Source organism: Streptomyces sp. NPDC046716 (genome assembly GCF_040645755.1).
Lineage (GTDB): Bacteria > Actinomycetota > Actinomycetes > Streptomycetales > Streptomycetaceae > Streptomyces.
In genome coordinates, this window is record NZ_JBEYYU010000074.1 from 14,291 (window position 1) to 38,290 (window position 24,000).

Sequence of the window (24,000 nt, forward strand, 5' to 3'; positions counted from 1 at the left end):
CGCAGGACACTTGACGCGGAAGAGACGCGACGGAGGGGGACCGAAGATGCGAGACAGCCATCGGGCGGAGGCCGAGCGGCTGTTGGCCCGGGCCGTTGAGGAGGAGGTTCGGCGCTCGGGCGGGCGGACGGATGCCGGGGTGCTGCTGTCCCGGGCCAGGGGCGCGCTGGATGCCATGGAGCAGACGGCGGCCGAGGAGTACGCCGCGTACACCCGGGCGCTGGACGAGGCGGCGGCCGGGCAGATGACGTTCGGGGAGCGGTTCGCCAAGGAGGGCGGGTCGACTCCCCTGCAAGTGGCCGGAGTCGGGGCCGTCACCGCGTGCGTGGCCGACCTGATCCTCGGCACCGGCACCGGGACGGCCCTGGGAGTGGGCGCCGCCGTGGCGGTGCTCGGCGCCGCCGCGACGGTCGCCAAGGTGACCGCGTCGCACGTCCCGGCGGCCAGCCGCAGCGCCGGCGCCAGGAACCAGCCGGGCGGGCCCGAGCAGCTGCGGCTGCAGTGGCTGACCGCCCTGGAGGTGCGGGGCATCCGGCCGTTCCTGGACCAGCAGCGGGTGCTCGCCGCGTCCACCGGATCGGTGGGCACCAAGACGGTCGTGCCGGGCGGACGCAGGCCCGACCGGAGCGCGGCCGCCCGGCGCCGAAGCGTGCTGGAGCAGTCGTTCGGCCAACTCCCTCAGCCGCAGGGACCGTTCGCCGGGCGGCGGGCCGCGATGGCGCGGATCGCGCAGTGGGTGCACGCGGCGCGGGCCAGCACCGAGACCAAACCGACGGTGGTCGTGCTGCACGGGACGCCCGGCTCGGGCCGCACGACGCTCGCGGTGCGGGCCGCGCACGATCTGCGCGACCAGTTCCGCGGGGCCTGTGTCGTGGATCTGCGCGGCGACCGGGCGGACGGCCCCGCGCTGTCGACCCGGGACGCGCTGCTGCATCTGCTGAACCGTCTGGGCGCGCCGCGCGAGCAGCTGCTGTTCCGGGAGCGCTCCACGCCGGAGCAGCAGGTCAAGCGGCTGAGCGAGCTGTACCACCAGCATCTGACCGGGCTTCCGGTGACGATCGTGCTCGACGACGCCGCCGACGCGCGGCAGGTGCGCACCCTCGTCCCCGAGCGTTCCGACAGCCTGGTGATCGTCACCTCCCGCGAACCGCTGGAGCTCGGCGACGACCTGCCCGCCTGGGTGCACCAGCTCCCCGTGGAGGCGCTGGACGCGGCGGGCGCGGAGGAGCTGCTGCGGGAGTCCGCGGAGGACACCGGCGGCCCGTACGACGCCGATTCCGCCGACGCGGTACGGGAGTTGTGCGGCGGCCTGCCGCTGGCGCTGCGCATCGCGGGCTCCGCGATCGGGCCGCGCTCGCCGCGTCAGCTCGCCGCCGACCTGGGCGCGTACGGGCCCGTCGACCCCGTCGAGCGGGTGCTGTGGCTGCGCTACACGGACCAGTCCGACGCGGGCCGGCGCCTGCTGCGGCGGCTCGCGCTCGCGGGCCGGGCCTCGCTGGGCGCGGCCGCCGCGGCGGCCCTGCTGGCCACGGACGACACGGAGGCGACCCGGCATCTGACCGCGCTGGCGCGCGCCGGTCTCGTCGACCACGTCCGGGGCAGCCGCTACCGGCTGCACGACCTGGTCCGCGCCTTCGCGCAGGCCCGCCTCGCCGACGAGGAGGAGCCGCAGGAGCGCACGGCGGCCCAGGAGCGGCTGATCCAGAACTACGCGGAGCTGGCCGACTCGGTGATCCGCCTGGTCGACGGCAACATGTCGACGCGGGCCGGGCAGATGGGCCCGCACGGCTTCACGTCGCTGGACGCGGCGCTGCGCTGGCTGGACGACGAGTCCAGCTTCATCACGGCGGCGCTGCGGCACGCGGAGGGCGTCAACCAGGACGCGGTGCTCGGCCTGCTCGGCGCGCTGTGCGACTACTGCCTGCTGCGCGGCGACCTCTACCGCCTGGGCGAGATCAGCGAGTTGACCCAGGCCATCGACCAGGGGCTGCTCGTGCGTTCGGTCCAGTGGCGCACCGGTATCGCGGCCCGTCACCTCGGCGAGCTCGACAAGGCCCGTACGACGCTGTCGTCGGTGGTCGACCTGTACCGCGAGGCCCACCACCGGGCGGGCGAGGCGCGCGCGCTGTGCTCGCTCGGCATCACCCTGCACCACCAGGGCCAGCTGACCGAGGCCGCCGACCGGCTGCGCGAGGCCCTGGACATGCAGACGACGCCCGAGACCAAGGGCGACCGCGGCTGGACCCTGCACGCGCTCGCGGCCGTCGAGCGCGACCGCGCCCATGTCCGCGAGTCGCTGGCGCTGCTCACCGACGCCCTCGCCCTGCACCGGGAGAACGAGTCGCTGCACGGCGAGGCCTGGGCCCACTTCCAGCTCGGCCAGCTGTGCCTGCGGATGGGCGACGTGCCGCGCGCGGACGACGAGCTGCGGGCGGCGCTCGACCTGTACGGCCGCACCCGCGACGCGCGCGGCGAGGCCTGGGCGCTGACCCAGCTGGCCCGCGCCCGGCTCGTCGAGGGCGACGCCTCGGTGGCGGTCGACGGGCTGCGCCAGGCGGCGTCCCGGCACCGGGACAACGAGGACGCGCGCGGTGAGGCGTGGACGTACTACTACCTGGGCCAGGCCCTGGAGGAGACCGGCAATCTCGATCAGGCGGTCCGCGAGCTGGAGCGGTCGCGGACCATGTTCTCCCGGATGCGGGACGTGTACGGGCTCGCGTGCGCCCGGCACCACTCGGCGCGGGTCACCCGCGACCAGCGCGCCGTGCAGACCGGCTCGCTGCGCAACTCCGGCTTCGCCCGTCAGCTCCTGGTGGACGCCCGCGCCGACTTCCAGCGCATCGGCGTCGCGCACGGCGAGGGGTGGACGTGCCTGGAGCTGGCGGTCGTCGACGCGGGCAACGCCCGGCTCCAGCAGGCGATGACGCTCTGCGACGAGGCACGGGCGCTCTTCGCCTCGTACGGCGACCGGCGCGGCGAGGACTGGGCGGTCTTCCTGCGCTGCACCCTGCTGCCGTACGCCTCGCCGGGCGGTTCCGAGGTCGGCACGGCGGTCGCGCAGGAGGAGCTGGCCCGACTCGGCCAGGCCGCGCACCCCACGCGCGACGGCAAGCTGGACGACTACGTGGAGGCGTACCAGTTGCTGCTGGAGCGGGGCGTGGACCTGGACACGGGCTGGCAGGCGTGGCGTCTGGGCATGGTCCCGAACCGGCATGCCCGGGACACGATGGGCGTGGTCATGACGACTCCGCAGCCCTGACCCGCGTCCGGTACTGGAGGTGCAGCACCCGGTCCCCCTGGACGACCACGTGCGGGTCGTCCAGGAGCCGCTCCCCCGCGGCGGACCCGAAGTAGCGCTTGCCCGCGCCGAGGAAGACCGGGGCGACGTCCATCGCCACCACGTCGACGAGGCCGAGGGCGAACGCCTGGCCGCCGACGTCGCCCGCGGTGATCGCGACGGACCGTGTCCCCGCCAGCTCGCGGGCCGTGGCGACGGCCTCGGGCACATCGCCGGCGAAGTGGTAGTGGGACGCCTCGGGGTGCCAGTCCGCGGGCCGCGGCCGGTGCGAGACCACGACGACGTGCTCACCGGCGGGCGGCTTCGCGTCCCAGCCGTCGGTCATGTCGAACAGATGGCGTCCCATGACGATCACGCCGAGGCGGTCCCACATCCCGCGGGTGTAGTCGGCGGACACCTGGGACACCCGGAATCCGGCGCCCTCGACGATCGGCACGTCCCCGTTGCCGTACCAGTCGAAGAGGGGGCCGACCTGGTCGTCGGTACCGGCGATGAATCCGTCCACGGAGACGACCGCGTGCATCAGTACAGGGCTCATACCTGTACGACCGCGCGGGCGGGCGGAACTCATCGCCGGTGCGTCAGGCGGAGGTGCGGCGGTCCTCGGCGGCCGGCTCGGCCGACTTCTCCTTGAAGTCGACCTTGCGCATGTGCTTGTTCATGGACTTCATCAGGCCCCACACGGCCAGGGCCATCACGGCGAAGACGATGAAGCCGAGCACGCCCGGGGTCACCTTGTCCTCGTCGACCTCGGTCGCGGCCAGAGGGACGAGATGGGTCAATGCCAGATTCGCAATCACATCAGGCATTCTCGCGCACGCCCGCGAAGAGGTCGTCCTCGGGGAGGGAAGTGTCGACGAGCGACTTCGCGAGCTCGTACTCCTCGGTCGGCCAGACCTCCTTCTGGACCTCCATCGGAACCCGGAACCAGCCGCCGTCGGGGTCGATCTGCGTGGCGTGCGCGACCAGCGCCTTGTCGCGGATCTCATAGAAGTCGGCGCACGGCACGTGCGTGGTGAGGTTCCGCTCGACCCGGTCGGACTCGTCCCAGCGCTTGAGCCAGTCCCCGTACGGCGACTCCATGCCGCGCGCGATCAGCGTGTCGTGCAGCGCCTGGGTGCGCGGGCGGTTGAAGCCCTGGTTGTAGTAGAGCTTCGACGGCTGGAAGACCGGGCCGAACTCCGCCTCCGGGTAGGCGACCGGGTCGTTCGCCCCGTCGAAGGCCACCATCGTGATCTTGTGGGTCATGATGTGGTCGGGGTGCGGGTAGCCGCCGTTCTCGTCGTAGGTCGTGACGACCTGCGGGCGGAAGGAGCGGATCTGCCTGACCAGCTCGCCGGCCGCCTTGTCGACGTCCTCCAGCGCGAAGCAGCCCTCCGGCAGCGGCGGCAGCGGGTCGCCCTCGGGCAGCCCCGAGTCGACGAAGCCGAGCCACTCCTGCTTGACGCCGAGGATCTCGCGCGCCTCGTCCATCTCCTTCTTGCGCACTTCGTGGATGTGCTCCTCGATGTACGTGTCCCCCTGGAGCTTGGGGTTGAGGATGGAGCCGCGCTCGCCGCCCGTGCACGTGACGACCAGCACGTCCACCCCCTCGGACACATACTTGGCCATGGTGGCCGCGCCCTTCGACGACTCGTCGTCGGGGTGGGCGTGAACGGCCATCAGTCGCAGCTGCTCAGTCAAGACAAGATCCTCGGTGAGATAGGGCGCCCTGGTGTGTTTCGGTGCAATGGGCGGCTTCTATAGTGACCGAACCGGGGGGCCGAAAATTCCGGCGTCCGCATCCCGGCGGGCGAGGCGAGAGGAACTGGCTGATGAGCGCCGTGCAGCAGCACCTGCCCGAGGGGCGCTACAGCTCGCCGCGCAGCGCCGACGCCCGTGCCGACCGCAAGCTGCGGATCGCCGCGATCGTGCTGGGCACCCTGTTCGCCGCGATGATGGTCTGGTTCGGCTGGTACTACATCGCGGGCGGAGCCAAGTTCAGCGGTGAGGTCATCGCGTTCAAGACCTACGACGACAGCGTCAAGGTCCACCTGGAGATCCGCAAGGACACCGGCACCTCCGGCTACTGCACGATCCGCTCCCAGGACGCGGTCGGCTCCGAGGTGGGCCGCGCCGACTTCCGTTTCGAGCAGCAGCAGGACCGGATCGACAAGGTCGTCACGCTCCGTACGTCCGGGGGCAGGGGAACGACGGCCGAGCTGCTCGGCTGCCACGCCGACTGACTCCGGCCGACGACGGCCTGATCGTGGCTGACCTGCGTTGACGTAAAACTGATGCCTTATGTCCTCCCCCTTTGGCCGGCGAATTGTTAGGCTCGTGGTTTCGCCCACCCGAGAGGGAACATCCTTCTGGGTAGGGCGATGCTTTGTATCCCAGTACCTACGAGGAGCGACCTGTGACCCAGACCAGCGAAGACGTCACCTGGCTGACGCAGGAGGCGTACACCAAGCTCAAGGACGAGCTGGCTCATCTGTCTGGTCCCGCGCGCGAGGAAGTCACGCAGAAGATCGCTGCGGCGCGCGAGGAGGGCGACCTGCGCGAGAACGGCGGGTACCACGCGGCCAAGGAGGAGCAGGGCAAGCAGGAGCTCCGCATCCGCCAGCTGACCCAGCTTCTTGAGAAGGCCAAGGTCGGCGAGGCTCCGGCCGCCTCCGGTGTCGTCGCGCCGGGCATGGTCGTCACCATCGCCTTCGACGGCGACGAGGACGACACCCTCGAGTTCCTGCTCGCCTCCCGCGAGTACGCGAGCTCCGACATCGAGACGTACTCGCCGCAGTCGCCGCTCGGTACGGGCGTGAACGGCAAGAAGGTCGGCGAGGACGCCCAGTACGAGCTGCCGAACGGCAAGCTGGCCTCGGTCAAGATCCTCAAGGCGGAGCCGTACAGCGGCTGACGCCCCACTGTCGTACGCGAGAAGGCCCCCGGAGCATGCGCGCTCCGGGGGCCTTCTCGCGTGCGGGACGGTCAGCCGGCCGCCTTGCGGTACTTGCGGACGGCGAGGGTGCGGAAGACCAGGATGATCAGCACCGACCAGATCAGGGAGGCCCAGACCGGGTGCTCCATGGGCCAGGCGCCGGTCACCGACTTGGGGACGCCGTCGATCGTGTTGCCGAACAGCTCGCGGGCCGCCGCCACCGTGGCGCTGAAGGGGTTCCACTCCGCGACGTACTGGAGGAACTTCGGCATGCCGTTGACCGGCACGAACGCGTTCGAGATGAAGGTCAGCGGGAAGAGCCAGATCAGGCCGCCCGACGTGGCCGCCTCGGGGGTGCGCACGGACAGGCCGATGAGGGCGCCGATCCAGGTGAACGCGTAGCCGAGGAGCAGGAGCAGGCCGAAGCCGGCGAGTACCTTGCCGATGTTCTCGTGGGTGCGCCAGCCGACGAGCAGGGCGACGGCTGCGAGGACGGCGAGCGTCACGGCGGTCTGCACGAGGTCGGCGAGGGTGCGTCCGGTGAGGACCGCGCCGCGCGCCATGGGCAGCGAGCGGAACCGGTCGATGAGGCCCTTGTGCATGTCGTCGGCGATGCCCGCGCCCGCACCGGCGGTGGCGAAGGTCACCGTCTGCGCGAAGATGCCGGCCATCAGGAATTCCTTGTAGGCCTGGGGACTGGTGCCCGCGCCCGGAATGGAGATCGAGCCGCCGAAGACGTACGTGAACAGCACGACGAACATCACCGGCTGGATGATCCCGAAGAGGATCATCTCGGGGATCCGGGTCATCCGGATCAGATTGCGCTTGCCGACGACCAGGGAGTCCCGGACGGACTGGCCGAGGCCGCCCGCCGCGCGGGGCGTGCGCACGCTGTCGGTGACGGCGCTCATGAGCGGCTCTCCTGTTCGTCCTGCTCCGCCGCTTCCGCGAGGTGCCCGGTCAGTGAGATGAAGACGTCGTCGAGGGTCGGGCGGCGCAGGGCGATGTCGTCGATCTCGATGCCCTGGGCGTCCAGGTCGCGGATCACCTCGGCGAGCAGCTTGGCGCCGCCGGTGACCGGCACGGTGAGCTTGCGGGTGTGCTCGGCGACGGTGGTCTCGCCCTTGCCGAAGCCGGCCAGGATCTCCCGGGCGGCGGCGATGTGCTCGGGCTCGTGCACGACGACCTCGACGCGCTCGCCGCCGGTCTGGGCCTTGAGCTGGTCGGAGGTGCCGCGGGCGATGACCCGGCCGTGGTCGACGACGCAGATGTCGTGCGCGAGGTGGTCGGCCTCTTCGAGGTACTGCGTGGTGAGCAGCAGTGTGGTGCCGCCCGCCACCAGCTCCTGGATGACCTCCCACAACTGCTGCCGGTTGACCGGGTCGAGGCCCGTGGTCGGCTCGTCCATGAACATCACCGGCGGGGAGACGACGAGCGCGGCCGCGAGGTCGAGGCGGCGGCGCATGCCTCCGGAGTACGTCTTGGAGGGGCGGTCGGCGGCGTCCGCGAGATTGAACCGCTCCAGCAGCTCGCCCGCGCGCGCCTTCGCCTCCTTGGCCCGCATCTGGTAGAGCTGGCCGACCATCTGGAGGTTCTCGCGGCCGGTCAGGTACTCGTCGACCGCGGCGAACTGGCCGGACAGGCCGATCGAGCGGCGGACCTCGTTCGGATTCTTGACGACGTCGATGCCCGCGACGACCGCTCTGCCGCTGTCGGGCGTCAGCAGCGTGGTCAGGCAGCGGACCGCCGTCGTCTTACCCGCTCCGTTCGGCCCGAGCAGGCCGAGGACCGTGCCTTCCGGCACGTCCAGATCGACCCCGTCCAGAGCCCGGACATCGCCGAAGGTCTTCACCAGACCTTCGGCGTAGATGGCGCCTGGCATGTGCTTCCCCCAAATGATCGGCTCGCGTCCCTTTTGTAACGAAATTGTAGATTTACCGGGCAGCACATGCCCGGCGAAGCGTGACGCGGGCCACACGCTATCGCGATGTATCGCGTATCGGCAATGGATTTACGCGGACTGCCCCAGGGGCTCCCCGAGGGACTGGGCGGTGACGGTGTAGCCCGCCGCGCGCAGCGCCTCCCCGACCGCCGCGCAGTGCGCGGGCCCCTTCATCTCCAGGTGCAGCTCCACCTCGGCCTCCGTGAGCCCGAGCCGCGGGTCGGTCCGCACATGGCCCACGTCCAGGACGTTGGCGTCGGCCACCGACAGCACCCCGAGCAGTGTGGCCAGGGCGCCGGGACGGTCGGTGAGCCGCAGCCGGAGCGAGAGGTAGCGGCCGGCGGCGGCCATGCCGTGGGTGAGGACGCGCTGCATGAGCAGCGGGTCGACGTTGCCGCCGGACAGCAGCGCGACGACCGGACCCTCGAAGCCGGCGGGATCGGCGAGCAGCGCCGCGACCGGGCTGGCACCGGCCGGTTCGACGACCATTTTGGCGCGTTCCAGGCAGAGCAGCAGGGCGCTGGAGAGCTGGTCCTCGGTCACCGTACGGACCTCGTCGACCAGCCCCGCGATCAGCCGGAACGGGATCTCGCCGGGCCGTCCCACCTTGATGCCGTCGGCCATGGTCGCGGGGGCGTCGATCGCCACGGGGCGCCCGGCCGCCAGCGAGGGCGGGTACGCGGCCGCGCCCGCCGCCTGCACGCCGATCACCTTCACGTCGGGGCGCAGCGCCTTGACGGCGACCGCGAGCCCGGCCGCCAGGCCACCGCCGCCGATCCCGACGACGATCGTGCGCGCCTCCGGGCACTGCTCCAGGATCTCCAGGCCGAGCGTGCCCTGCCCGGCCACGATGTCCGGGTGGTCGAAGGGGTGGATGAAGACGGCGCCGGTCCGCTCGGCGTACTCCTGGGCGGCGGCCAGCGTCTCGTCCACCACCTGGCCGTGCAGCCGCACCTCAGCGCCGTAGTCGCGGGTCGCGGCGACCTTGGGCAGGGGCGCGCCGACCGGCATGAACACCGTGGAGCGCACGCCCAGGAGCGAGGAGGCGAGCGCCACCCCCTGTGCGTGGTTGCCCGCGCTCGCCGCCACCACCCCGGCGGCCCGCTCCTCGGGCAGCAGGCCCGCGATCCGCACGTAGGCGCCGCGCAGCTTGAAGGAACCGGTCCGCTGGAGGTTCTCGCACTTCAGGTGCACCGGAGATCCGAGCAGCTGGGAGAGGTGGTGACTGTGCGCCATCGTTGTCACCCGGGACACTCCGGAGAGCATCTTCTGGGCACCGCGTACGTCGTCCAGAGTGACCGCGGCCGGGAAAGGCAAGGAGTCAGACGCGCTGTAGCTCATGACGGAAGTCTCGCAGCTCACGCCGTGGGTCACCCGGGATGTTCAGCCTCCGAGACCGGATTGCGCACGGCCGGTACGGCCAGCGCTTTCGCCGCGTACTCTGTGGGCCAATCTCGTAATTGAGTGCAATCCACCACCCACGCATGAAGTGAGCCCCCGGCCATGCCCACACCACAGGAAACGATGGACATGTCGACCGCCGGCGACACCGGCCTCCTCGAAACGCTGCAGCACGAGGTGGCGGTCTTCGCCCGTCGCGCCGAACAGACCCGGCTCGGCGGGGTCGGGCAGGTGCGCAATTCCATGGACCGAGCCGCGTATCTGCTGCTCAACCGCCTCGACAAAGAAGGTCCGATGGGCGTCAAAGCCCTCGCGGCGAGCATGGGGATCGATTCCTCGACGGTGACCCGCCAGGTCGCCCCGCTCGTCGACACCGGTCTCGTGAAGCGCACGTCGCATCCCGAGGACGGCCGGGCCGTCGTGCTCCAGCTCTCCCCGCGCGGTCTCGCCCGTCTCGACGAAGTCCGTTCGTCGCGTCAGGAGTTGATGGCGCAGTTGACGCAGGACTGGGAGCCGCAGGAGCGCGAGCAGTTCTGCGCGCTCCTCACGCGCTTCAACACGGCCCTCTCGGCGCGCCAGTCGGGTCAGGCCGCTCCGCCCGCCGACTCCTGAGACCGGAGCCCGGACCTCCGTACTGCCGCGGCTCCCGCCTCTTGACCGGGGGGCCGCGGCAGGCCTCATATGAAGAGTGCGCGATCGGCAGGCGTCCCGGGATGCCCGCCGGGCCCGTGAGTTCGAGGCGTTCGTCGCGGGCGCGGCCGGGCGGCTGCTCCATGCCGCGACGCTGCTGACCGCCGAGCCCTCCGACGACAATCCCCGCGCGCGAAAACTTCTCACGGCCTCCCTCGCCCGGACGTATGCCTCCTGGGACCGTCTTCGGGGGGAGGATCCCTACGACTGCGCCCGCAAGGAGCTGGCCGTCCGCTTCGCGCGCGGCGCCTGGCCGCTCCGGCTCCAGCACCGTCGGCCGGGCGGCGTCCTGCGGCGGCTGTCGCCGCAGGAACGGCTGATCCTCGTTCTCCGGCTCTTCGAAGGCGTCGGCGAGGAGCAGGTCGCGGCGCTGCTCGGCCTTCCCATGGAGCGGGTCCGCGCCGTGCACACCCGCGCCATGGGCCTGGTGCTGCATCCGCCGCGCGACCCGACGCCCGTGCCGCCGCTGCCGAAGGCGGCCTCGACATGAGCCCGGTGATGCCTCCGAGGCCGGTCGTGAGCCCGGAGGGCGGTCGTGAGCGTGGAGGACCGGTCATGAAGCCCGGAGAGCCGGTCATGAGCCCGGAGGACCGGTCATGAGCCTGGAGAACCGCAAGTCGGCGTCGGTGCGCGCCGTGCTCGACTCCGCCGCGCCGCCGGTGGTCCCCGCCGAGCTGTGCGCGGAGGCGATGCGCCGGGGCGCCCGTGTGCTGCGCAGGCGGCGGGCCGTGCGGCGGCTGCTGTGGTGCGTGCTGGCCGCGGCGGCGGTGGCGTTCCTGGTGTGGGCGACCATGACGCGCCCGTGGGTGGAGCCGCCGTCGCAGACGACTCCACCGCTGACGGGCTGGTGAGCCCGGGGCTCAGGCGCCGAGTGCCTGCTTCAGGTCGGCGAGCAGGTCGTCCACCGACTCGATGCCGACGGAGAGCCGGACCAGGTCGGCGGGGACTTCCAGGGCCGAGCCGGCGACCGACGCGTGCGTCATCCGGCCCGGGTGCTCGATGAGCGACTCGACGCCGCCCAGGGACTCGCCGAGGGTGAACAGCTTCGCCCGGTCGCAGACCGCGACGGCCGCCGCCTCGCCGCCCTCGACCTGGAACGACACCATGCCGCCGAACGCCTTCATCTGCTTCGCGGCGGTCTCGTGGCCCGGGTGCTCGGGCAGGCCCGGGTAGAGGACCTTGGTGACGCGGGGGTGGCGGGTGAGCATCTCGGCGACCCGGGCGGCGTTCTCGCTGTGCCGGTCCATGCGGACGGGGAGCGTCTTGATGCCGCGCAGCACCAGCCAGGCGTCGAAGGGCCCGGCGACCGCGCCCATCGCGTTCTGGTGGTAGGCGAGGTCCTCGCCCAGCGTCTCGTCGCTGACGACGAGGGCGCCGCCGACGACGTCCGAGTGGCCGCCCATGTACTTGGTCAGCGAGTGCACGACGACGTCCGCGCCGAGCGCCAGCGGCTGCTGGAGGTAGGGGCTGGCGAAGGTGTTGTCGACGACGAGGCGGGCGCCGGACTCGCGGGCGACCTGGGCGACGGCGGCGATGTCGGTGATGCCGAGCAGCGGGTTCGACGGGGTCTCGACCCAGATGACCTTGGTCTTCGGGGTGAGCGCGGCCCGGACCGCCGCCGCGTCGCTGGTGTCCGCGACCGACCACTCGACGCCCCAGCGCGAGACGACCTTCGCGAACAGGCGGAACGTGCCGCCGTACGCGTCGTTCGGGATGACCACGTGGTCGCCCGGGCTGAGCAGCGTACGCAGCAGGCAGTCCTCGGCGGCCAGGCCCGACGCGAAGGCGAGGCCGCGGCGGCCGCCCTCCAGCGCCGCGAGGTTCTCCTCCAGGGCGGTACGGGTCGGGTTGGCGCTGCGGCTGTACTCGTAGCCGCCGCGCAGACCGCCCACGCCGTCCTGCTTGTACGTGGAGACCTGGTAGATCGGCGGGACCACGGCGCCGGTGACGGGGTCGGCCGTGTTCCCGGCGTGGATGGCGGTGGTCTCGAAGCCGCGCGGGGCTTCGCTCTCGCTGTGCGTGTCGCTCATGAGCCCCGAGAGTAGTGGGCCGTGGAGCCGTCGCCGCCTCGGTTAGCTTTGAAGCATGGGAATTCTCTGGGGGCTGATGGCCGTGCTGATGATCGCCTGGGTGGTGATGCTGCGCAGGCGGGGCGGCATCCGTCAGGTGGCACCGGGGTCGCCGGACGCCGCCGATCCGGCGGACTACGGATTCATGCGGCAGGAGGAACTGGACGTCCGGCTGCCCGGACCCGACCAGGACCTGCTCGACGTGATGTCCGTCGTGCAGCGCAATCAAGATTTCACGGCCGCTTCGCAATTGCTTGCCGGCACCGGCAAGGAGACCGAGACCCGGTGGGAGCGGGTGCAGGCGATCGCCGGGGCCGCCGCGCTCGAAGCGCAGCAGACGCCGCGGCTCGGCGCCGGCTGGCTGCACGCGTGGCGTTCGCAGCAGCCGAAGGACGCGGGCGGGGCACAGGTGTTCGCCGAGTTCCTGGTGCAGCAGGCGTGGCGGGGCGGCGGCACCGAGGACGAGCAGCGGATCATCCTGGAGGAGGCGCGCGGCGCCTGTGAGCAGGCCGCGCTGCTCGCTCCGGGCGATCCGGTCCCGCACATCACGCATCTCGCGGTGGCCCGCGGGCTCGGCTACTCGCAGTCGGAGTTCGAGCAGGTCTGGCTGAAGATCCTGGACACCGCGCCGGGGCACATGGGCGCGCATCTCGCGGGCCTGCGCTACTGGTGCGAGAAGTGGCACGGTTCGCGCGAGCTGGCGTTCGCCTTCGCCGAGGCCGCCGCGGCCCGCGCCCCGCGCGGTTCGCTGCTGGCCGCGCTGCCGCTCTTCGCGGTGTACGAGCATCTGCCCGACCTGAACCTCGTGCGCGGCTTCTACGAGGGCGAGGTCGTCAGCAAGGCCCTGCACGGCGCGCTGTTCGCGGTGCACGCGGCCCGTCCCGACGACCCGATGCTCGCCCACGTACGGCATCTGCTGGTGTTCTTCCTGGTGCGCGCGGAGCGCTGGTCCGAGGCGATGCAGCAGCTCGTGCGGGTGGACGGCCATGTCGGCGCCGTGCCGTGGACGGCGGAGGCCGATCCGGCGGCGTCGTACGCCGTGTACCGGGCGCTCGCGGTCGCCGGGTACGAGGCGAACGGGGGCAGCCCGGCGACGCTGTCCGCCTGACCCGGAATCCCGTGGTGGGCCGGGGTTGTTGCACGGGACGACCGCGACGTCACCGACACCACCCGGGAGGCAGCACACTCATGGCGCTCTTCGGCCGTACCCCGGCCCTGCCCACCCCCGACCAGGCCCTGCGCGGCCGCTCCGAGCCCGAGTTCACGCTCTCGGAGCGGCACACGGTCCTCGGCACCCCGCTGCTCGGCCCGTACCCGGAGGGCCTGGCCGTCGCCGATTTCGGCCTCGGCTGCTTCTGGGGCGCCGAGCGCGTGTTCTGGCGGGTGCCGGGCGTGTGGACGACGCTCGTCGGCTACCAGGGCGGCTCCACCGAGAACCCGGCGTACGAGGAGGTCTGCTCGGGCCTGACCGGCCACGCGGAGGTCGTGCGGGTGGTCCACGACCCCTCCGTCGTCCCGTACGAGGCGCTGCTGAAGCTCTTCTGGGAGAACCACGACCCGACCCAGGGTTTCCGCCAGGGCAACGACGTGGGCACGCAGTACCGCTCGGCGCTCTACACCCACTCCCCCGCGCAGGCGGCCGCCGCGGAGGCCTCGCGTGCGGCGTACCAACAGGTCCTGACCGGCTCCGGCCACGGCACGATCACGACGGCGGTGCTGCCGGCCGAGGACCGCCCGTTCTATCCGGCGGAGCCGTACCACCAGCAGTACCTGGACAAGAATCCGGGCGGGTACTGCGGGATCGGGGGGACGGGGGTGTCGTGTCCGGTGGGCGTGGCACCGGCGTCTGAGGTCTCGGAGAAGTAGTCACAGCAAGCCGCGAAGGCATGCCGGACTGAGGGGGGACGGGATGGCAGGGAGTCCGAGCTTCAACTGGAAGCTGAGACCGGCGGAGTCATGGTGGGTCCTTCGGCAGCGGGACGGGCGGCACCTGCACCACTTCCCCGCGGCAGAGCTGCGAGCCCTGCGCGGCCTGCACCTGACGGAGGACGACTGTGCCCTACCGCACTGAGCCGACCGACCTGGCTTCGCTGTGGCGGGCCAGGCACCCCTCGGGCCCGCCCCTCGCGCACACGTTCCGTACGACGTACGCGGACCGCTGGGTCCGTTTCCACAGCCTGCCGGAGTCGAAGCGGTACCCCGGGACGGAGGCGGAGTACGCGACGGTGCTCGACCGGTACAACACGGTCCTGGCCGAGCTCTTCGCAGGCGGCGACGTCTACGTGGTGACGACGGACTGGTCGTTCACGGAGGCGGGGGCCGCCATCCGCTCTGGGCGCTCGGGCCTGCACCCTCAGGGCGAGCGGTGGTGGACGGAGTCGGACACCTCCGACCCCGACCCGGACTTCCACACGTACACGCACCTCTACGCGGACCGCCGCACCTGGCAACGGGGCATCCTCGACCCCGTACTCCGCGCGGTCGCGGACGACGTACTGGCGGAAGTATTCGTGACGGACACGGAGTTGACCCGCATCCACCATCCGTACGACGGCGGCGCGGACGTCATCCTCACCACGCCCGCGGAACGCGACCGGCTCCGCACCCGCCACCGGGTCTGGCTCCCCACCAATGCCGCCGGGCTCTGACACGACGGCCTCTAGCAGTCGTAGCGATGTGTGTACGGGAGATCGGGGCACTGGCGGCAGAGGAAGACGTACATGCCTCCTGCGTCCCCGATCTCCAGGTCCGGTCCGATGCTCTCCAGGACGTCCGGCGCCGCTGGAGCGTCCCACTTCGGCGGGGTGGTGCCGGGTTCGTGGTCGTCGAGCGGGAGCCAGCGTCCGTAGGCCGGCTCGCCCGTGACGCTGAACAGGTGCTCCATGCGGTGGCCCTGTTCGCAGTGCGGCCAGTTCGGGCGCTGGTTCCAGGCCGGATAGCCACCCACCTTGTTCTGCAGGGCGCTCGCCACCTCCGTGTAGTGGCACCCGAAGCGGTCCTCGAGCGCTTCGAGCCGAGGGCGCAGTTCGGTCAGCAGCCCATCGGGCAGGTCGTAACCGGGGTACTCGACCACGGGGGTGGGGCAGACCGTGCAGGGGCGCGGCACGAAGTCTTCTTCGTACTCACCCGCTCGGGGTGCGGGAACGTCGTACGTCAACCCCGCCGCGACCGTCTCGGCCTCACTGCGCCAGTACAGCTTCGGAAGGACCGCCCCGGCCGGATCGTTGTCATGGATCAGGGCGCACCAGAGCAACTGCACCACGTCCTTCCCCGGCGGGAACTCCAGCCAGGGAACGTCGCGGGCGAAGAGCTGAATCACCGGCACCAGGGGCACCGCACCGGGCTTTGAAGCCCCTGAACCGCCGCCCGTGCCGAAAGCCCAGTGCCCGGGCTGAGCGCAGTACGGCCATGGCTCGTCAGCCGGCCAGAGCAGCGGACCGCCCATGGAGCTGTGGTGCACGCCGGGCTCGCCACTCCTCGGGTACAGCAGGACGGTGTCCCTGGCGAGGTTCGCGAACTCCGGTACGAGCTCCGCGATGTCGTAGGGCGGCAGGGGAATCTCACGGGGCACGACGAGACGTCACTTTCCGGTTCGGCCGACTCGTTCAGAGGGCGGCGACGAATGACGCCCAGGCGGTGGGCTCGACCATGATCACGGGCCCGCCGGGGTTCTTGCTGTCGCGGACCGGGACGATGCCGGGGACTCCGTCGGCTACCTCGACACAGTGGCCGCCGTCGCCGTTGCTGTACGTGGACTTGCGCCAAGGCGCGGCACCGGGGAAGTCACGGGCGACCTCCACGCATTCGCCGCCACTACCGTTGCTGTAACTGCTCCTGAACCAGAGCGCGTCACTCAAGTCGGTCCGGCTGCTTGCCATTTCGGTAATCCTCTGCCGCTGCCTTGATCATGGCCAGGGACGTGTCCGGGGACTGCCCGACGGCCCTGAGCAGATCGTACGACCTGCGGTACTCCTCCACGAGGGCCGGATCGTCGATGGTCTCGCCGCTGTGCAGCGATTCTGTGTACACCAGCGGCGGGGCGTCGGGAAAAGTCATGAGCTGGGCAGTCCCGGACATGAAGGGATGCGGGCCGCTCTTCCGCAGAACGATCTGCGTAACGATGCGGCGGCGCTCCACCAACTCGGCGATCCGGTCGAGCTGGTGGGCCATCTCCCCCGCCGGTAGCACCGGATCAGTCAGCAACGCCTCGTGCAGAACCGCCCAGTACTCCGGGAGCCGATGGTCGTCCTCGAAGAGACGGGCACGCGCCACTCGGTCGGTGACCCTGGGCTCCACCTCCTCGTCGAGCGCCAGCGGGTGGGCCGCCCGAACCACTGCCCTCGCGTACGCCGGCGTCTGCAGCAGTCCCGGGAAGACCGCGGGAGCCCACACTTCTATGGCCTTGGCGTGCTTCTCCGCCTCCAGAACCTTCTGGAAATACTCGGCGTGAGCACCCCGCCGCGCCCTGCGCACATCCTCACAGTTCCGCTCGAAGTACCCGTCGGTGCTGAGCACTTGATCGGCATGGCGGGCCAGATCCAGCGGCATCCGGCGCTCCCCGCGCTCGATGTCGCTGAGGTACGTCTTGCCGAAGAAACTCCCCCGGACCAGGTCCTCCAGGGAGAGCCCGGCGGCCTCACGCTTCCAGCGGAGCTCCTTGCCGTAGAAGGTCGGAACGCTCATGGAGCCGTCGATGTCCCTGCGTCGCGCCATCGTTCACCGTCCGGGGCGTGGGCGTCCGCAGCCCGGTCTGCGGACGCCGAATCCCTTTTACGGTACGTGGGGCGACGTCAAAGTGTGAGGTGTTCGTCACGCTGTGCACACGACCCAGGGAGCCCCCACATGAGGATCGATCTGCTGGCCACCGCGAAGGCGGTGCCCGAGTTGCGGTACCGGCTTCGCGGTCACGGGTTCGATGTCCGGCTCTGCGTCAGTGAGTTGGTGACGAACGTGATCGACCATCTCGGGGAGGGGACTCCGGTGACGGTCGTCGTGCGGGACGGGGACGGCGGCTGTACGCGGATCGAGGTCACCGACCCCGATCCGCGCGCACTGCCGGTTCTGCTGCACGCGGCGCCGGTCGACGAGTCGGGGCGCGGGCTGGCGCTGCTCGGGGCGGTCGCCGTGCGCTGGGGCGTGCGGCAGGGGGAGCGGGAGAAGACGGTGTGGTGCGAGGTCGCGGAGGATCGCGGCGACGGGCGGCACGGGAAAATCGCTGGCCGGACGGCGTCCACCACAGCACCCTGAACGGCATGACATCCGCACCACGCCACGAGATCCGCGCCGCGTACACGGCGTCGACGATCACCGTCTATCAGGCGTACCGCCCGGAGATCGGGCTCCCCGCCGCCCGCGACGGGCGGTTCCCCGCGCTGTGGAAGCGGGACCGGATGACGTGGGTCAAGCCGTCCTTCCTGTGGATGATGTACCGCTGCGGCTGGGCGGAGAAGGACGGGCAGGAGGTCGTGCTCGCCGTCGACATCACGCGGGAGGGGTTCGAGTGGGCGCTGCGGCATGCGTGCCTGTCGAGCTACACGCGCGGGGTGCACAGCGACCAGGCGGCCTGGAAGCGGGAGTTGAGGCAGTCGCCGGCGCGGGTGCAGTGGGATCCGGAGCGGGATCTGCGGCTGCGGCCGCTGGAGCACCGCTCGCTCCAGCTCGGACTCTCCGGTGAGGCCGTGCCGCGGTACGCGGACGAGTGGACGGTCGGCATCAGGGACGTGACGCCGCTCGCGCGGGAGGTGCGGGCCGCCGTCGGCGAGGGGGACACGGAGCGGGCCGCCCGATTGCTTCCGGTCGAACGGCCCTACCCCGTCGGCGAGTTGCAGCTCGGGCACCTCGTTTCCTGAACCGCCCGGGTCAGTCGGCCGAGGCGGCGAACATGCCCGGCTCGTAGGACCCGCCGGCGAGGTGCACGATCACGTTCATCCTCGTTGCCGCGTTGATCAGTGAGACCAGGCAGACCAGGGCGCCGACCTCGTCGTCGTCGAAGTGCTTGCGCACCGCCTGCCAGGTCTCGTCGGTCACGCCCCGGTCGCCGAGCCGGGTGCCCTCCTCGGCGAGGGCGAGCGCGGCCCGCTCGGCGTCGCTGAAGACGGTGGTGTGACGCCAGGCCGCGACCAGGTTGATGCGCAGCGCGCTCTCGCCGACGAGAGCGGCCTCCTTGGTGTGGGCGTCGACGCAGAAGCCGCAGCCGTTGAGCTGGCTGACCCGCAACTGCACCAGTTCCCTGAGGGACTTGGGGAGCGTGGAGCCCTCCAGCGCGAGCGAGACGTTGTAGAAGCGCTTGGCGACCTTCGCCGCGGTCGGGCTGTCGAAGAGGTTGAAGCGGGCATTCATGGTGGCCTCCTGTCGTGGCGGCCGTCGCGGCCGCCCTTCGCACACAAGACCCCGCCCACCTCGCCCCCGTGACAGCTCGACGCTGTGGCGCATCGCACCGGCCGCCGGTGTCACATCGCGGGCCCGGCCGGTGTCCCGGGCGCCCCGGCCACACGGGCGGCCGTCTTCTCCCCCTCTTTGCCCCGGGCGCTTATTGTTCTACTATGACGCTAACAAGTAGCGAATAATCAGTGGACGGAGTCACCATGCAGCCCTCGCCAGCTCCCCGGGCCCTCCTCGCCGGGCTCCCGTTCGCCGTGGCCGCGCTCGTCGCGACCGGCGTGCACATCGCGCTGCGCGACCGGCTGCCCGACCCCATGGCGACGCACTTCCCGGGCAGCGGGTCGCCCGACGGGTTCTCGTCGGCCAAGGGGTTCCTGGTCACCGGGTTGCTGATGCTGGTCGGGACCGGGGTGCTGTTCGCCCTCGCCGCGGGACGGCAGCGGATCGGCGCCGCGCGGTGGACCGTCGTGCTCGGCTGGGGGACGGCGGGGCTGCTGGGGTCCGTTTCGGTGTCCGTGCTGCGGGTGAACGCCGCTGTGGGCGATGCCCATGACGCCCGTATGCCCTGGTGGCACCTGGCCGTGGCGGGCGCGGTCGCCGTCGTCGCGGGTGGGGTCGGGTGGCTGCTCACCCGGGGCTGGCCGCGTACGTGGGAGGTGGGCGAGGGCGGCACGGGCGGCACCGCGCTTTCGCTGCGCGAGGGCGAGCGGGCGGTCTGGGTCCGGCAGGCCGGGTCGTTGCCCCTCGCGCTCATCGCGGCGGGTCTGATCGTGGCCGGGCTCGTCGTCGCCGCGCTGCTCACCCTGTGGGGGCTGGTGGTCGCGGGCGCGGGGCTGGTCTCGCTGGTGTTCGGCCGGGTCCGGGTGACCGTCGGGCCGAGAGGGCTCGTCGTGGCGCAGGGCGGGCTGTCGTGGCCGCGGGTGCGGATACCGCTGGAGGAGGTCGAGAGCGCGTCGCGGCGTACGATCAGCCCGCTCGGTGACTTCGGTGGCTGGGGGTACCGGATCCGGCCGGGCGCGACCGGAGTGGTCCTGCGCGCCGGGGAGGCCCTGGTCGTACGACGGACGAGCGGACGCGAGTTCGCCGTCACCGTCGACGACGCCGGAACCGCCGCCGCCCTGCTCAACTCGCTCGCCGCCAGAAAGGGCACCTCGTGCTGATCCGCGTGGACCCCGCCTCCGCCACTCCCCTCGGCGACCAGATCGCGGCGCAGGTGCGGCGCGCCGTCGCCGACGAGGACGTGGCCCCGGGCGAGCGACTGCCGTCGGCCCGCGCGCTCGCCGACTCGCTGGGGGTCAACCTCCACACGGTGCTCCGGGGCTACCAGCGGCTGCGCGACGAGGGGGTCATCGAGCTGCGGCGCGGGCGGGGGGCCGTGGTGCTCGGCGGGGCGGCCACCGTGGGGCGGGCCCGGCTGTCCGAGAAGGTGCGGGCGCTGGTGGTGGAGGGACGGCGGCTCGGGCTGAGCGACGACGAGATCGTGGGGCTGGTACGGGGCGGGCTCGCGCCCTGATCATGGTCGCGGGCTCACGCCCCGAGCCCCGTCGACGCGGGCTCACAGAGATCGTGGGGCTGGTACGGGGCGGGCTCGCGCCCTGAGCACGGATGCGGGCTCACGCCCGAGCGCAGGAGCGGACTCACGCCCCGAGGACGGACGCGGCTCACACCCCTGATCACGGACGCGGACTCACACCCCGAGCACCCTGGACGCGGACTCACAGAGATCGTGGGGCTGGTACGGGGCGGGCTCGCGCCCTGAGCACGGACGCGGGCTCACGCCCGAGCACAGGAGGGACTCACGCCCCGAGGACGGACGCGGCTCACACCCCTGATCACGGACGCGGACTCACAACCCGAGCGCCGTGGGCGCGGGCTCACACCCCGAACGCCCAGGGCGCGGACTCACACCCCGAGCCCCCCGGACGCAGACGCCGTCACCCCCGCGCCGCCCGCATCACCGACGCCGTGCGCCCCGCGTCGTATCCCACCGGCACCCCGTCCAGGAGGACCAGCTCCCCCGGGATGTGGTCCGCGCGCAGCGGGAGGATCTCCCGGTAGGCGTCGGACGCGTACCAGTCGTGGGCGCGGGACAGGTCCGGGAACTCGACGATGACCAGGTCGCCGAGGCGTTCCCCCTCCAGCCACTCCCCGGGCTTGCCGTGCGACAGGAACCGGCCGCCGTAGGGCTCGAAGGTTCCCTGTACGCGCTCGATGTACTCCAGGACGTCGGGGTGCACGGGCTGGGTGGGGCGCAGTACGGCGATGGCGTAGGCGGTCATGAGCGAGCCCTCCTCGGGTCCGGCGGGATAGGGGGATCCTGCCGGGAGCCCGGGGAGGGCGTCGATTACCCCTCAGGTCATGAGGAGTGGCCTTCGGAAAGGTTCAGGCGCTCAGATCGTGGCCGTGTCGATCACGAAGCGGTACCGGACGTCGGAGTTGATGACGCGCTCGTACGCCTCGTTGACCTGGCTGGCCTCGATCAGCTCGATCTCGGCGCCCAGGTTGTGCTCGGCGCAGAAGTCCAGCATCTCCTGGGTCTCGGCGATGCCGCCGATCGCGGAGCCGGCGAGGACCTTGTTGCCGCCGATCAGCGAGAACAGGTTCAGCGAGATCGGCTCCTCGGGGGCGCCTACGTTCACCAGGGCGCCGTTCGTCTTCAGCAGGCTCAGGTACGCGCCGAAGTTCAGCGGCGCCGACACCGTGGAGAGGATGACGTCGAAGGAGCCCGCCAGGTCCTTGAAGGTCTGCTCGTCGCTGGTCGCGTAGTAGTGGTCGGCGCCCAGCTTCAGGCCGTCGTCCTTCTTGCGCAGCGACTGCGACAGGACGGTCACCTCGGCGCCCATGGCGTGCGCCAGCTTGACGGCCATGTGGCCGAGGCCGCCCAGGCCGACCACGGCGACCTTGCGGCCCGGGCCCGCGCCCCAGCGCTTGAGCGGCGAGTACGTGGTGATGCCCGCGCAGAGCAGCGGCGCGGCCACGTCCAGCGACAGGCCGTCCGGGATGCGCAGGGTGTAGGCCTCGTCGACGACGACCTTCTGCGAGTAGCCGCCGTAGGTGGGCTCCCCGTCGTGGCCGACGGCGTTGTACGTGCCGACGTTGCCCTTCAGGCAGTGCTGCTCATTGCCGGCCAGGCAGTTCTCGCACTCGCGGCAGGAGTCGACCATGCAGCCGACGCCGACCCGGTCGCCGACCTTGAACTTGGTGACACCGGAACCGACGGCCTCGACGACACCGGCGATCTCGTGCCCGGGGACCATCGGGAAGATGGCCTCACCCCAGCCCTCACGGGCCTGGTGGATGTCGGAGTGGCAGATTCCGGCGAACTTGATGTCGATCAGAACGTCGTGCTCGCGCACGTCACGGCGCTCGATGGTGGTGCGCTCCAGCGGGGCCTTCGAGCTGGGCGCGGCGTAGGCGGCAACAGTGGTGGTCATGGCTTCAAGCGTGCCCGAGCCGACCCCCTGCTGCGACATCTGCGCAGGTCACCCCTTTGCGTACGACCAGTGGTCCTACTACTGACGGGGACAGGCTCACTGTCGTACGACCGGGAATACTGGACACTATGGACGACAACCCGACCCTGGACCGCCGCGCCGAACTCAGCGAGTTCCTGCGCACCCGGCGGGCCCGGCTCAAGCCCGAGGACGTGGGGCTCTCGCAGGCCGGCCGGCACCGCCGGGTCCCGGGACTGCGCCGCGAGGAGCTGGCCCAGCTCGCCGGGGTCTCGGTCGCGTACTACACCCGCCTGGAGCAGGGCAACGGGCGCAATGTGTCGGCGGAGGTGCTCGACGCGATCGCACGCGCCCTGCGGCTCAGCGACACCGAGCACGCCCACCTGGTCCATCTGGCGAAGCCCACGCAGACCCGGCGCAAGCAGCGGGCGCCCCGGCGTCAGCAGCAGGTGCGGCCGGCGCTGCTGCACCTGCTGGAGAACCTGGAGGGTGTGCCCGCCTATATCGGCGGGGCGCGCTCGGACATCCTCGCCTGGAACCGGATGGCGGCGGCGCTCTTCGGTGACTGGGGTGCGCTGGCGCCGGCCGAGCGGAACTGGGCGCGGCTCACGTTCCTCGACCCCGCCTCCCGTGAGCTGTTCCTCGACTGGGAGTCGAAGGCGTCGGACATGGTCAGCTATCTGCGCCTGTACGCGGGGCGCAACCCGGACGATCCGGAGCTGTCGGCGCTCGTGGGTGAACTCTCCGTCAAGAGCGAGAAGTTCAGGAAGCTGTGGGCCACGCACGATGTGAAGGAGAAGGGGCACGGGGTGAAGCGGATGCGGCATCCGCTGGTCGGTGAGCTGTCCCTGTCCTACGAGACGCTGCATCTTCCGGACGACGACGGGCAGTTCCTGTCCGTGTATCACGCGGAGCCGGGGACTCCGTCGGCGGAGGCCCTCCGGTTGCTGGCCAGTTGGGGGGCCGACGCCACGACCGCGCCCCGCTAGGTTTGCCGGTCGGCCGCGACCAGCCCCCACCGGCCGTCACCCGGGATACGACGGAACCGACCCCGACGCCCCCGTCTCCAGCCGGGCCCCCCACTCCACACACCCGGCGAACGCGGAGCGAAAGGTCGGGTCGGACGGCAGCTCCGCGTCGTCGGCCGCGTCGTGCATCAGGTTCACCCAGCGGCGGCGCCGCGGCCCGGTGAGGTTCTTCCCGATGTGCAAGGCGGCCATCTGACTGTGTCCGGGCGGGCCGCCCAGCGCCTCGGCGAGCCACAGCGCGACATGGTCGGCGTAATCGGCGGGCAGCTCGGCGACGAGCGGGCCGAGGAGGTCGTCCTCGACGGCGCGGGCGTGGAAGAGGGAGACGAGGCGGGTCACTGCTTCCGCGCCGCCCGCCCGCTCGTACAGCGTCGGCTCGGCCGAGCCCTTCCCGCGTACCGTCGTCGGCTTGTAGTGCCGCATCTCGTCGATGTTCCCCACGTAGGGGCGGATCTCGGCGAGGAAGTCGGGGAACAGCTCCGAGGTCCGGAACCCCTCGACGTGGTCCTCGGTCGACGTCCACACGATGCGCAGGACGAAGTGCTCGAAGTCCTCCTCGCAGCGGTCGAGTTCGTACGCGACACAGTGGGGCGAGGCGGCCAGGAACCTGGCCGCGCGGGTGTACGCGGAGAGGAACTCGGCGGAGCGGGCTTCCGGGATGCGGTAGCGGATGTACTCGACCGTCTGCGTTGTCATGACCGCCAGCCAAGCACGGGCGGCCCGCCCCGGTCCACGGACCGGGGCGCAACGGCGAGGCACCGGTCCCGGTCGTCGCCCCCTGCACCCCGGCCGACTGCTTCGACGCGGCCGTGGAGGCCGCCC

At 71.5% G+C, this 24,000-nt stretch carries 28 protein-coding genes; 14 read left to right on the forward strand and 14 right to left on the reverse strand.

Annotated features, from left to right (window positions below; translation table 11 throughout):
- The first annotated feature begins 46 nt into the window (after window positions 1-46).
- Window positions 47-3,259 (forward strand): tetratricopeptide repeat protein, encoded by a 3,213-nt coding sequence (locus ABZ930_RS35910; RefSeq protein ID WP_361557806.1) that lies wholly within the window; start codon window positions 47-49, stop codon window positions 3,257-3,259.
- On the opposite strand, the gene ABZ930_RS35915 is transcribed toward ABZ930_RS35910, so the two are convergent.
- Genes ABZ930_RS35915 through mca form a run of 3 tightly spaced genes read right to left on the reverse strand, consistent with a single transcriptional unit; the run spans window position 3,237 to window position 4,981 of the window.
- Window positions 3,237-3,836: a dihydrofolate reductase gene (locus ABZ930_RS35915; RefSeq protein ID WP_361557809.1), complete on the reverse strand. Its 600-nt coding sequence runs from the start codon at window positions 3,834-3,836 to the stop codon at window positions 3,237-3,239. The genes ABZ930_RS35910 and ABZ930_RS35915 overlap by 23 nt on opposite strands.
- A 43-nt stretch (window positions 3,837-3,879) precedes the next feature.
- Entirely contained in the window at window positions 3,880-4,107 is a 228-nt protein-coding gene (locus ABZ930_RS35920) for a hypothetical protein (RefSeq protein WP_361557812.1), read from the reverse strand.
- Complete coding sequence (gene mca / locus ABZ930_RS35925) at window positions 4,100-4,981, reverse strand: mycothiol conjugate amidase Mca (protein ID WP_361557815.1); 882 nt, start codon at window positions 4,979-4,981, stop codon at window positions 4,100-4,102. Before mca ends, ABZ930_RS35920 begins: the two co-directional genes overlap by 8 nt.
- Before the next feature lie 131 nt (window positions 4,982-5,112).
- Between mca and ABZ930_RS35930 the strand changes: the two genes are divergently transcribed.
- Window positions 5,113-5,523, forward strand: a complete 411-nt coding sequence (locus tag ABZ930_RS35930; protein WP_361557817.1) for a DUF4307 domain-containing protein — start codon at window positions 5,113-5,115, stop codon at window positions 5,521-5,523.
- Window positions 5,524-5,696: 173 nt separating this feature from the next.
- The gene (gene greA, locus ABZ930_RS35935; RefSeq protein ID WP_361557820.1) at window positions 5,697-6,194 is read left to right on the forward strand and encodes a transcription elongation factor GreA; all 498 of its coding nucleotides are present in this window, start codon (window positions 5,697-5,699) and stop codon (window positions 6,192-6,194) included.
- A 71-nt stretch (window positions 6,195-6,265) separates the two neighbouring features.
- Here the strand turns inward: greA and ABZ930_RS35940 are convergent, their stop codons facing one another.
- The 3 genes from ABZ930_RS35940 to ilvA form a co-directional block, all read right to left on the reverse strand.
- The gene (locus ABZ930_RS35940) at window positions 6,266-7,126 is read right to left on the reverse strand and encodes an ABC transporter permease (protein ID WP_361557823.1); all 861 of its coding nucleotides are present in this window, start codon (window positions 7,124-7,126) and stop codon (window positions 6,266-6,268) included.
- Window positions 7,123-8,097, reverse strand: coding sequence for an ATP-binding cassette domain-containing protein (locus ABZ930_RS35945; RefSeq protein ID WP_361557826.1), 975 nt, complete (start codon window positions 8,095-8,097; stop codon window positions 7,123-7,125). The genes ABZ930_RS35940 and ABZ930_RS35945 overlap by 4 nt, the downstream gene beginning before the upstream one ends.
- 129 nt (window positions 8,098-8,226) lie before the next feature.
- Window positions 8,227-9,498 (reverse strand): threonine ammonia-lyase, encoded by a 1,272-nt coding sequence (gene ilvA, locus ABZ930_RS35950; protein WP_361557829.1) that lies wholly within the window; start codon window positions 9,496-9,498, stop codon window positions 8,227-8,229.
- 183 nt (window positions 9,499-9,681) lie between these two features.
- Between ilvA and ABZ930_RS35955 the strand changes: the two genes are divergently transcribed.
- From ABZ930_RS35955 to ABZ930_RS35965, 3 genes are all read left to right on the forward strand, one after another.
- Window positions 9,682-10,170 carry a MarR family transcriptional regulator gene (locus ABZ930_RS35955; protein ID WP_361557889.1) on the forward strand — a complete coding sequence of 163 codons (489 nt, stop codon included), beginning with the start codon at window positions 9,682-9,684 and terminating at the stop codon, window positions 10,168-10,170.
- A 76-nt stretch (window positions 10,171-10,246) separates the two neighbouring features.
- Window positions 10,247-10,738: a sigma factor-like helix-turn-helix DNA-binding protein gene (locus tag ABZ930_RS35960; protein WP_361557832.1), complete on the forward strand. Its 492-nt coding sequence runs from the start codon at window positions 10,247-10,249 to the stop codon at window positions 10,736-10,738.
- 106 nt (window positions 10,739-10,844) lie between these two features.
- Complete coding sequence (locus tag ABZ930_RS35965) at window positions 10,845-11,099, forward strand: hypothetical protein (protein WP_361557835.1); 255 nt, start codon at window positions 10,845-10,847, stop codon at window positions 11,097-11,099.
- A gap of 9 nt (window positions 11,100-11,108) precedes the next feature.
- Here the strand turns inward: ABZ930_RS35965 and ABZ930_RS35970 are convergent, their stop codons facing one another.
- Window positions 11,109-12,278 carry a cystathionine gamma-synthase gene (locus ABZ930_RS35970; protein ID WP_361557838.1) on the reverse strand — a complete coding sequence of 390 codons (1,170 nt, stop codon included), beginning with the start codon at window positions 12,276-12,278 and terminating at the stop codon, window positions 11,109-11,111.
- Between the two features lie 55 nt (window positions 12,279-12,333).
- On the opposite strand from ABZ930_RS35970, the gene ABZ930_RS35975 reads away from it, so the two are divergent.
- The 3 genes from ABZ930_RS35975 to ABZ930_RS35985 all read left to right on the forward strand — a co-directional run bounded on the left by ABZ930_RS35975 (window position 12,334) and on the right by ABZ930_RS35985 (window position 14,965).
- Window positions 12,334-13,425, forward strand: coding sequence for a hypothetical protein (locus ABZ930_RS35975; protein ID WP_361557841.1), 1,092 nt, complete (start codon window positions 12,334-12,336; stop codon window positions 13,423-13,425).
- 80 nt (window positions 13,426-13,505) lie between these two features.
- A complete protein-coding gene (gene msrA / locus ABZ930_RS35980; RefSeq protein ID WP_361557844.1) occupies window positions 13,506-14,183 on the forward strand; it encodes a peptide-methionine (S)-S-oxide reductase MsrA in 678 nt (225 codons plus the stop codon).
- Window positions 14,184-14,371: 188 nt separating this feature from the next.
- On the forward strand, window positions 14,372-14,965 hold the full coding sequence (locus ABZ930_RS35985) for a hypothetical protein (RefSeq protein ID WP_361557847.1): 594 nt from the start codon (window positions 14,372-14,374) through the stop codon (window positions 14,963-14,965).
- Between the two features lie 11 nt (window positions 14,966-14,976).
- Here ABZ930_RS35985 and ABZ930_RS35990 read toward each other — a convergent pair whose 3' ends face one another.
- The 3 genes from ABZ930_RS35990 to ABZ930_RS36000 are packed head-to-tail and all read right to left on the reverse strand — an operon-like array spanning window position 14,977 to window position 17,030.
- Window positions 14,977-15,888, reverse strand: a complete 912-nt coding sequence (locus ABZ930_RS35990; RefSeq protein ID WP_361557850.1) for a hypothetical protein — start codon at window positions 15,886-15,888, stop codon at window positions 14,977-14,979.
- A 34-nt stretch (window positions 15,889-15,922) separates the two neighbouring features.
- Window positions 15,923-16,195, reverse strand: a complete 273-nt coding sequence (locus ABZ930_RS35995) for a DUF397 domain-containing protein (RefSeq protein WP_361557853.1) — start codon at window positions 16,193-16,195, stop codon at window positions 15,923-15,925.
- The gene (locus ABZ930_RS36000) at window positions 16,167-17,030 is read right to left on the reverse strand and encodes a helix-turn-helix transcriptional regulator (protein ID WP_361557856.1); all 864 of its coding nucleotides are present in this window, start codon (window positions 17,028-17,030) and stop codon (window positions 16,167-16,169) included. Before ABZ930_RS36000 ends, ABZ930_RS35995 begins: the two co-directional genes overlap by 29 nt.
- Before the next feature lie 129 nt (window positions 17,031-17,159).
- On the opposite strand from ABZ930_RS36000, the gene ABZ930_RS36005 reads away from it, so the two are divergent.
- Window positions 17,160-17,564 (forward strand): ATP-binding protein, encoded by a 405-nt coding sequence (locus ABZ930_RS36005; protein WP_361557858.1) that lies wholly within the window; start codon window positions 17,160-17,162, stop codon window positions 17,562-17,564.
- 5 nt (window positions 17,565-17,569) lie between these two features.
- Window positions 17,570-18,166 (forward strand): DUF4291 domain-containing protein, encoded by a 597-nt coding sequence (locus ABZ930_RS36010; RefSeq protein ID WP_361557860.1) that lies wholly within the window; start codon window positions 17,570-17,572, stop codon window positions 18,164-18,166.
- A gap of 10 nt (window positions 18,167-18,176) precedes the next feature.
- Here ABZ930_RS36010 and ABZ930_RS36015 read toward each other — a convergent pair whose 3' ends face one another.
- Complete coding sequence (locus ABZ930_RS36015; RefSeq protein WP_361557863.1) at window positions 18,177-18,656, reverse strand: carboxymuconolactone decarboxylase family protein; 480 nt, start codon at window positions 18,654-18,656, stop codon at window positions 18,177-18,179.
- 245 nt (window positions 18,657-18,901) lie between these two features.
- Between ABZ930_RS36015 and ABZ930_RS36020 the strand changes: the two genes are divergently transcribed.
- Window positions 18,902-19,858, forward strand: coding sequence for a DUF1648 domain-containing protein (locus tag ABZ930_RS36020; RefSeq protein ID WP_361557866.1), 957 nt, complete (start codon window positions 18,902-18,904; stop codon window positions 19,856-19,858).
- Window positions 19,852-20,211, forward strand: coding sequence for a GntR family transcriptional regulator (locus tag ABZ930_RS36025; protein ID WP_361557869.1), 360 nt, complete (start codon window positions 19,852-19,854; stop codon window positions 20,209-20,211). Before ABZ930_RS36020 ends, ABZ930_RS36025 begins: the two co-directional genes overlap by 7 nt.
- Before the next feature lie 421 nt (window positions 20,212-20,632).
- On the opposite strand, the gene ABZ930_RS36030 is transcribed toward ABZ930_RS36025, so the two are convergent.
- Together ABZ930_RS36030 and ABZ930_RS36035 are read right to left on the reverse strand one after the other, a co-directional pair.
- The gene (locus ABZ930_RS36030) at window positions 20,633-20,977 is read right to left on the reverse strand and encodes a DUF1330 domain-containing protein (RefSeq protein ID WP_361557872.1); all 345 of its coding nucleotides are present in this window, start codon (window positions 20,975-20,977) and stop codon (window positions 20,633-20,635) included.
- Between the two features lie 111 nt (window positions 20,978-21,088).
- Complete coding sequence (locus ABZ930_RS36035; RefSeq protein ID WP_361557875.1) at window positions 21,089-22,132, reverse strand: NAD(P)-dependent alcohol dehydrogenase; 1,044 nt, start codon at window positions 22,130-22,132, stop codon at window positions 21,089-21,091.
- 128 nt (window positions 22,133-22,260) lie between these two features.
- Here ABZ930_RS36035 and ABZ930_RS36040 point away from each other — a divergent pair, with 128 nt between their 5' ends.
- Window positions 22,261-23,139, forward strand: coding sequence for a helix-turn-helix transcriptional regulator (locus tag ABZ930_RS36040; RefSeq protein WP_361557878.1), 879 nt, complete (start codon window positions 22,261-22,263; stop codon window positions 23,137-23,139).
- 36 nt (window positions 23,140-23,175) lie between these two features.
- Here the strand turns inward: ABZ930_RS36040 and ABZ930_RS36045 are convergent, their stop codons facing one another.
- A complete protein-coding gene (locus ABZ930_RS36045) occupies window positions 23,176-23,874 on the reverse strand; it encodes an antibiotic biosynthesis monooxygenase (RefSeq protein WP_361557881.1) in 699 nt (232 codons plus the stop codon).
- Window positions 23,875-24,000 lie beyond the last annotated feature (126 nt).